9 protein-coding genes are annotated in these 6,806 nt (G+C 33.3%); all 9 read right to left on the bottom strand.

Annotated features, from left to right (window positions below):
- Nucleotides 1–151: 151 nt before the first annotated feature.
- The 9 genes from recO to KA858_RS12390 all read right to left on the bottom strand — a co-directional run bounded on the left by recO (nucleotide 152) and on the right by KA858_RS12390 (nucleotide 6,663).
- Nucleotides 152–904 (bottom strand): DNA repair protein RecO, encoded by a 753-nt coding sequence (gene recO, locus KA858_RS12430; protein WP_210135834.1) that lies wholly within the window; start codon nucleotides 902–904, stop codon nucleotides 152–154.
- Between the two features lie 29 nt (nucleotides 905–933).
- On the bottom strand, nucleotides 934–1,833 hold the full coding sequence (era, locus tag KA858_RS12425) for a GTPase Era (RefSeq protein ID WP_053029516.1): 900 nt from the start codon (nucleotides 1,831–1,833) through the stop codon (nucleotides 934–936).
- Nucleotides 1,834–2,238 (bottom strand): cytidine deaminase, encoded by a 405-nt coding sequence (cdd, locus tag KA858_RS12420; protein WP_070854955.1) that lies wholly within the window; start codon nucleotides 2,236–2,238, stop codon nucleotides 1,834–1,836.
- A gap of 19 nt (nucleotides 2,239–2,257) precedes the next feature.
- Nucleotides 2,258–2,602, bottom strand: a complete 345-nt coding sequence (locus KA858_RS12415; protein WP_053029518.1) for a diacylglycerol kinase family protein — start codon at nucleotides 2,600–2,602, stop codon at nucleotides 2,258–2,260.
- Nucleotides 2,598–3,059: an rRNA maturation RNase YbeY gene (gene ybeY, locus KA858_RS12410; protein ID WP_070854954.1), complete on the bottom strand. Its 462-nt coding sequence runs from the start codon at nucleotides 3,057–3,059 to the stop codon at nucleotides 2,598–2,600. Before ybeY ends, KA858_RS12415 begins: the two co-directional genes overlap by 5 nt.
- Nucleotides 3,060–4,007, bottom strand: coding sequence for a PhoH family protein (locus KA858_RS12405; protein ID WP_107629539.1), 948 nt, complete (start codon nucleotides 4,005–4,007; stop codon nucleotides 3,060–3,062).
- A 277-nt stretch (nucleotides 4,008–4,284) separates the two neighbouring features.
- On the bottom strand, nucleotides 4,285–4,974 hold the full coding sequence (locus tag KA858_RS12400) for a hypothetical protein (protein ID WP_210135833.1): 690 nt from the start codon (nucleotides 4,972–4,974) through the stop codon (nucleotides 4,285–4,287).
- 18 nt (nucleotides 4,975–4,992) lie between these two features.
- Nucleotides 4,993–5,979: a flotillin-like protein FloA gene (gene floA, locus KA858_RS12395; protein ID WP_053029522.1), complete on the bottom strand. Its 987-nt coding sequence runs from the start codon at nucleotides 5,977–5,979 to the stop codon at nucleotides 4,993–4,995.
- Nucleotides 5,980–5,991: 12 nt separating this feature from the next.
- Nucleotides 5,992–6,663: an NfeD family protein gene (locus KA858_RS12390; protein WP_481906478.1), complete on the bottom strand. Its 672-nt coding sequence runs from the start codon at nucleotides 6,661–6,663 to the stop codon at nucleotides 5,992–5,994.
- Nucleotides 6,664–6,806: the final 143 nt, after the last annotated feature.

Below are 6,806 nucleotides of genomic sequence, written 5' to 3'. Positions count from 1 at the left end.
TTGTTGGGGCCCCGCCCGCAAGGATGACTAGAACTGAGAAAAGCTTGATTTAAGCGCCTTCTCAGTTCAGTCAGCTACTGCGAATTTGCTAAATAGCTTCATTATATTATTTATGTCCCAGACTCTTTTTGTGTTTATATTGGAAGATTTATCAATATTCAATTCGTTTCAATTGATTGATTAACTTTTGACCTTTAAAGTACATGCCTGCATATTCTTTGTATATTAATAGAAGCAGTTCCGACATTTCATCCAGAATGCTTTGACTAATATTAAAGTGATTCATTTTATCTATAGGCAATTTTTGTAAGACATCTAATAAATATAATGTTTTGTTAGATATACGTAAAGCATGTGGATCTTTATATAATTCTGATTCAAGAATCGTTCCATCATAAATAAAACTATATGCAGCTAATTGTGATTGATCATAACTACCTGAAATAGCTGAATGATTAAAAAATGCTGTAAAACCGAAGCGATTCATACATTTTAACATTACTATAATGGACATAAGTTGCGCTGAATTTCCAGATGAAATTTTTTCGAGTACAAAGTGTAACAGTTTATAATGGAATGGAGAAATGTCATCGCTATCCATTGAACGCTCAATGGCCTCAACACACAATGTTGCATAGCTACTATTAAATATATCCAACCGTAAATCGTAATATTGATTAATTACATCTACTGAACTTAAAGTCCCCATACCTTTCCATTTATTATAAATAAATAAGCCATACACAAAGAGTTGCGTATGGGCTTGTAAACCTGTTTTTGATTTTTTGGCTCGTCTAACCATCAATGGTATTTTGGCACCATGCTCGTTTAAAATTGTAATAATTTTATCAGATTCTCCATAATCTACGGACTTTATAATGATTCCTTTTTGTTTTTCGAGCATAGTATCACGACCCTTCTAACTTCGATCCATTAATCTTGATCTTCGATATATCCCATTTGACGGATGAAATTAACTTTATTACGCCAATCTTTCTGAACTTTTACCCAAAGTTCTAAATACACTTTTGAGCCTAATAACATTTCGATATCATGTCTTGCTCTTTTACCTACTTCTTTTAATTTTTTGCCACCCTTTCCGATGACTATACCTTTTTGTGAATCTCTCTCAACGAAAATAGTAGCTTCTACTCTGACACGTTCTTCACTTTCTTTAATCATTCTATCTACATTAACGCCGATTGCATGAGGAATTTCTTCACTCGTTAAATGTAAAATCTTTTCACGTATAATTTCACTTACAACAAACTGTTCAGGGTGATCTGAAATTTGATCGTCCGGATAATACTTTGGCCCTTCAGGTAAATAACGTTTCAGTACATCTATAAAGTGATCGACATTCAATCCTTCTAATGCGGAGATTGGCACGATTTCAGTGAAATCCATATATTGTTGATATTGTTCTATTCTAGGCATTAAAGCATCTGGGTGTACTAAATCAATTTTATTTAGCACTAAGAAAACTGGCGTTTTAACGTTTTTTAGCATTTCCATGATATATTCATCGCCACGCCCAATTTCTTCATTTACATTAACCATGAACATGATTGCATCAATTTCAGATAATGTATTTTTAGCTACACGCATCATATAATCACCTAATTTGTGTTTAGGTTTATGAATGCCAGGTGTATCTAAGAAGATGATTTGCGCATCGTCTCGAGTCATTACACCTTGGATTTTATTACGTGTAGTTTGAGCTTTATCAGACATAATTGCAATTTTATGTCCGATTACTCTATTCATAAATGTAGATTTACCTACATTGGGTCTTCCTATAATTGATACAAATCCTGACTTATGTTCTGTCATCTATTCTAAATCCTTTCCTGAAAAGCCATGTGGTAACAGTTCGCCCACAGTTGACTCAAGTAATTCCCCTTTATGATTCGTCATATATACTGGCATATCATCATCACATAATTCTTTAAGAACTTGTCTACATGTTCCACAAGGTGATGATGGCTTTTCAGCATCAACCGTTACAGTTATTGATTCAAAGTCACCAGGTCGATAACCTTCAGATATGGCTGCTACTAAACTTGAACGTTCGGCACAAATTGTAGCAGGATAGGCTGCATTTTCAACGTTGGCACCATAAAATGTTCGACCATCTTTAGTCTTTAAATAAGCACCTACTTTAAATTGACTATATGGCACGTATGCCCGACTTTGAGCTTCTCGTGCCTCTTGAAAATAATGTGATTGATAACTCATCAAAACATCCCCTTTAATATTAAAAAATATGTGGTAAAAAAATAACTAATCCAGTTATTAATGCGAAAATTGATGCTAACATAACACTAAACGCAGCGATATCTTTAGCTTGCTTAGCAAGTTCATGATAGTCACTTGTGACTAAATCAACTACACATTCTATTGCAGTATTAACTGCTTCTATCGTAAGTACTAAGAAGATAGCCAATATTATAAATAACCATTCAGTTGCACTTAATTGGCAGATATAACCTAAAATGATAGTTATAATCGCAATCACAATATGTAGTAAATAATTATGATCTTTTAGAAGAAGTGTCTTAAACCCATCAAACGTATATTTGAAACGTTTTAATTGCTTAATCTCTAGTCAATCCATATGCATTTAATATTGTCTCTTGACGTCCAAACATTTCTTTTTCATCTTCTTCGTTCATATGATCATAACCTAATAAATGTAAAAAACCATGTAGTGCTAGAAAACCTAATTCTCTTTCAAAAGAATGGCCATATGAATCAGCTTGGTCTTTAGCTACATCTGTACAGATGATGATATCTCCAAGAACCCTTGGCATGTCTAAACCAATAATTTCAGGTTCATCTTCTTCAAGTGCAAACGAAATTACATCAGTTACTTTATCTTTATCTCGATATGTTTTATTGATTTCTTGAATTTCACTCTTATCAACAAAAGTAACAGAAAGCTCAGCGTCTTCTTCGATTTGTTCTTGTTCTTTAGCAAAATTAAGTAAGTCATCAATTTGTTGATACCAAGTTTCTTCTACAAGGTCTGTATGATCATTAAAATCAATTGTAAACATTTAAATGTCTCCTTCATAGCGATCAATTATTTTACTTACTAATGGGTGTCTTACAACATCACTTTGATCTAATTGCATAATATTAATTCCTTTAACCCCATGTAATTTTTTGACTGCTTCTTTTAATCCACTTTTGACGCCTTTAGGTAAATCAATTTGAGTTTGATCTCCTGTAACTACCATTTTAGAGCCAAATCCTAATCGTGTTAAGAACATTTTCATTTGCGCATGCGTTGTATTTTGAGCTTCATCTAAAATGACAAAAGCATCATCAAGTGTACGGCCACGCATATAGGCTAATGGTGCAATTTCGATTGTGCCTCTCTCGATAAATCGTGCAGTTTGTTCTCTACCCAATACTGTATTTAACCCATCATAAAGAGGTCTCAAATAAGGATCTACTTTTTCTTTTAAATCACCAGGTAAAAATCCTAGAGACTCCCCAGCTTCTACAGCAGGTCTTGTTAATACAATACGTTTAACTGCACCTTTTCTAAGCTGTTTAGCTGCATACACCACCGCTAAAAATGTTTTACCCGTACCTGCAGGCCCAATTCCAAAGACTAGGTCATTGTTTTTCATAGCATTAATGTATAATCTTTGGCCCATCGTTTTTGCTCTTATCGTCTTTCCAAAAGCATCTTTTGTAATTTCTTCATCATATAAATCGATGAGATGATGTATCGTATCATTTTCAGCCATTTTTATAGCAGCTTCAACATCTTTTAAAGTTATGGTGTTGCCCATTTCAATGACTTTTAATAAATTTTTAAGAACTAATTCTGATTTTTCTACAAGCTCTAATTTTTGACCTTTAACTGCTACTTCTTGGCCACGAGCATGTATTTCGACATCAAACGCTTCCTCAATCGCATTAATATGTTCATCATTATTACCTAACAGTGCTTGAGAATGATTAATGTCGTCTATTTGAATTATTCCTGGCATATAAGCGCTCCTTTTCACTAAACAATGTATATATTTAGATTATATTAGTTCACTTATGTTTTAAAAATAAAACATGATATCTAAATCTTTAAAAAGCTAAGATTTAAGTTACTTTAGTAAATTAACTTTCATTTAAATTTTACTAAAGTCTGTTAAAGTATACAAATTTATTTGGCTTAGTGTGTCTTTTTTATTAAATTGTAGTATAAGCTTTTAATATTTATTAGAAAAATAACCCGAAAATCATGTGAAAATGAATTTCGGGTTAAAATATTAATCATAATTGCTTAGGTTTATTGAGAATTTCTTGCCAAAGAATACCATTGACGACTGGATCATTATCAAATTGAAATTTTTGATGTGTCATATCTTGTTCAATTAACTTACTATTTAACAATTGCTTCAATCTATAACGTTTAGTACGTTCAGATAAATTTTTATCATTAATAATCGCTCTTGCTTTATTTTCAATTCTTGTAAGTTGCTTTTCTTTTTCACGATCAATTTCTGAGCGTACATTATATAAGTCGTCTACGAGTTGTTTTTCAAGTTCTTTTTGCAGATGATTAACATCTCTAGTACGCTCACGTGTATTGGTTGATTGGCGCGCTTCCCTTTCAAATCTATTACGTTGCCTATTAGAACGCTCTAATTCTTCAGGTACACTTTCCTCAATAATTTCTTTTTCAAGTTCTTTATCTTGATAAACGCGTTTTGATTCTTGTTGTGCGGTTTTCTTTTGTTGTTTAGAGGGTTCATCATCATTAGTAAATTCTTTTTCTAATTCACTAAATGCTTCTTCTATTTGCTCAAAGAAACCTTTCCCTTGCGCCTCTTTTTTATCAGACGTTGTTGGCTTATGTTGTGGTGGTCTCTGATTTTTTCTTTGCTCATGACTCTTATCCCTCATCGCACTAATACCTGCTACAATAATGGATATTATAAAAATTATAATACCAATATTCATCTAATCACCCCTTAACATTTACTTTGGTGATTCATCTTCATTTTGTTCAGTACGTTTATTTATCGCATTTCTCATACCAGTGTCAGCTTCTACATTTTTTAGGTTGTAGTAATCTTTGACACCCATATTACCTTCACGTAAAGCTTCTGCCATTGCAAGAGGAACTTCAGATTCAGCTTCAACCACTTTAGCACGCATTTCTTGAACACGCGCTTTCATTTCTTGTTCAGAAGCTACGGCCATAGCACGGCGTTCTTCAGCTTTCGCTTGCGCAATATTCTTGTCTGCAAGTGCTTGTTCTGTTTGTAAGTCAGCACCAATATTTTTACCAATATCTACGTCAGCTATATCGATAGATAAAATTTCGAACGCAGTACCTGAATCAAGACCTTTACTTAAGACAGTCTTAGAAATGTTATCAGGGTTCTCTAGTACTTGTGTATGATGCTCACTTGAACCAATAGTAGAAACAATACCTTCACCTACACGAGCAATGATTGTTTCTTCTCCTGCACCACCAACTAAACGAGAGATGTTGGCGCGTACTGTAATTCTAGCTTTCGCTTTAACTTCTATACCATTCATTGCTACACCAGTTATAAACGGTGTTTCAATTACTTTAGGATTAACAGACATTTGAACAGCTTCTAATACGTCACGTCCAGCCAAGTCAATCGCTGCACCACGTTCGAATGGTAAGTTAATGTCTGCACGTTGAGCAGCTATATTCGCATCGACGACTCTATCGACATTACCACCCGCTAAATAATGTGATTCTAATTGATTTGTTGTAAGGTTTAAACCAGCTTTATGCGCTTTAATTAATGGACCAATTACCTTACGTGGAGATACTCGACGTAATCTCATACCTACCAATGTTCCAATACCTACTTTAACTCCAGCAGCAATTGCAGATATCCAAAGTCCTACTGGAACAAATGAGAATAGCACTAATAATGCAATAACAATAATAACTGCAATCACTATAATGCCTAATCCAAACATTTAACCACTCCTTTATGTGTTTTCAATTTCTCTAACAACAACTCTAGATCCTTCTACCTCAAGAATTTTAACTTCTTTATTTCTTAAAATGAAAGCGCCATCTGATACGGCATCTATTCTTTCATTATCAAGCGTTATAATTCCTGCAGGTCTTAAATCTGTCACAGTACGAGCTGTTTGACCAACTAAATGAGAACGATCATCGTGAGATCTATATCCTGCTTCTGAATTAGTAGAATCTTTTAACACAACTTTATCTAAAAACGGAATTCTCCTTTTAAACCATTTCACTAATATCACCCATTCAATAATTGCCAATATTGATGCAATCACAACATTTAATAGCATTAAAAGAATGTTATCTCCTAACATAATGATGCTAAGTATAATCAATGATATGCCAATAATACCTATGACTGCGCCAATGACAAATAATTCGATAATAACGAGTATTGCTCCAACGAAGAATAGCAATACAGAAATAAGATTAACATCACCGTTAATTAAAAAACCGAGGAAGAGAATTAAAAGTGCAAGCATTGCGATAATTCCTGCAAAATTAATACGCTTCGAATACAATTGATATAAAAAGCCTAAAAAAATGATACACGTTAATATAAGTGATATTAATGGACTCGTTACAATCTGAGATAGATTATTGAATAAATGATTAGTAGTTAAAATGGAATTGATAACTGTATGTATCGCATTGAAATAGTTCACAATTTCACCTCGCTCTCAATTCCGATTATACATGAATACACTTAGTTATAATAGTGATAGTAGACGCTTTAATCTAAAAAAACTCGGTTCTACGCAAACATCGG

The organism is Staphylococcus sp. GDX8P80P (genome assembly GCF_017893095.1).
In the GTDB taxonomy this organism is placed as follows: domain Bacteria; phylum Bacillota; class Bacilli; order Staphylococcales; family Staphylococcaceae; genus Staphylococcus; species Staphylococcus borealis.
This window is presented reverse-complemented; position numbering and strand designations above follow the sequence as displayed.

Coding starts and splice junctions, on each gene's coding strand:
- KA858_RS12400 (WP_210135833.1), bottom strand. CDS start 4,974: ATGAATATTGGTATTATAATTTTTATAATATCCATTATTGTAGCAGGT.
- floA (WP_053029522.1), bottom strand. CDS start 5,979: ATGTTTGGATTAGGCATTATAGTGATTGCAGTTATTATTGTTATTGCA.
- cdd (WP_070854955.1), bottom strand. CDS start 2,238: ATGAGTTATCAATCACATTATTTTCAAGAGGCACGAGAAGCTCAAAGT.
- ybeY (WP_070854954.1), bottom strand. CDS start 3,059: ATGTTTACAATTGATTTTAATGATCATACAGACCTTGTAGAAGAAACT.
- recO (WP_210135834.1), bottom strand. CDS start 904: ATGCTCGAAAAACAAAAAGGAATCATTATAAAGTCCGTAGATTATGGA.
- era (WP_053029516.1), bottom strand. CDS start 1,833: ATGACAGAACATAAGTCAGGATTTGTATCAATTATAGGAAGACCCAAT.
- KA858_RS12405 (WP_107629539.1), bottom strand. CDS start 4,007: ATGCCAGGAATAATTCAAATAGACGACATTAATCATTCTCAAGCACTG.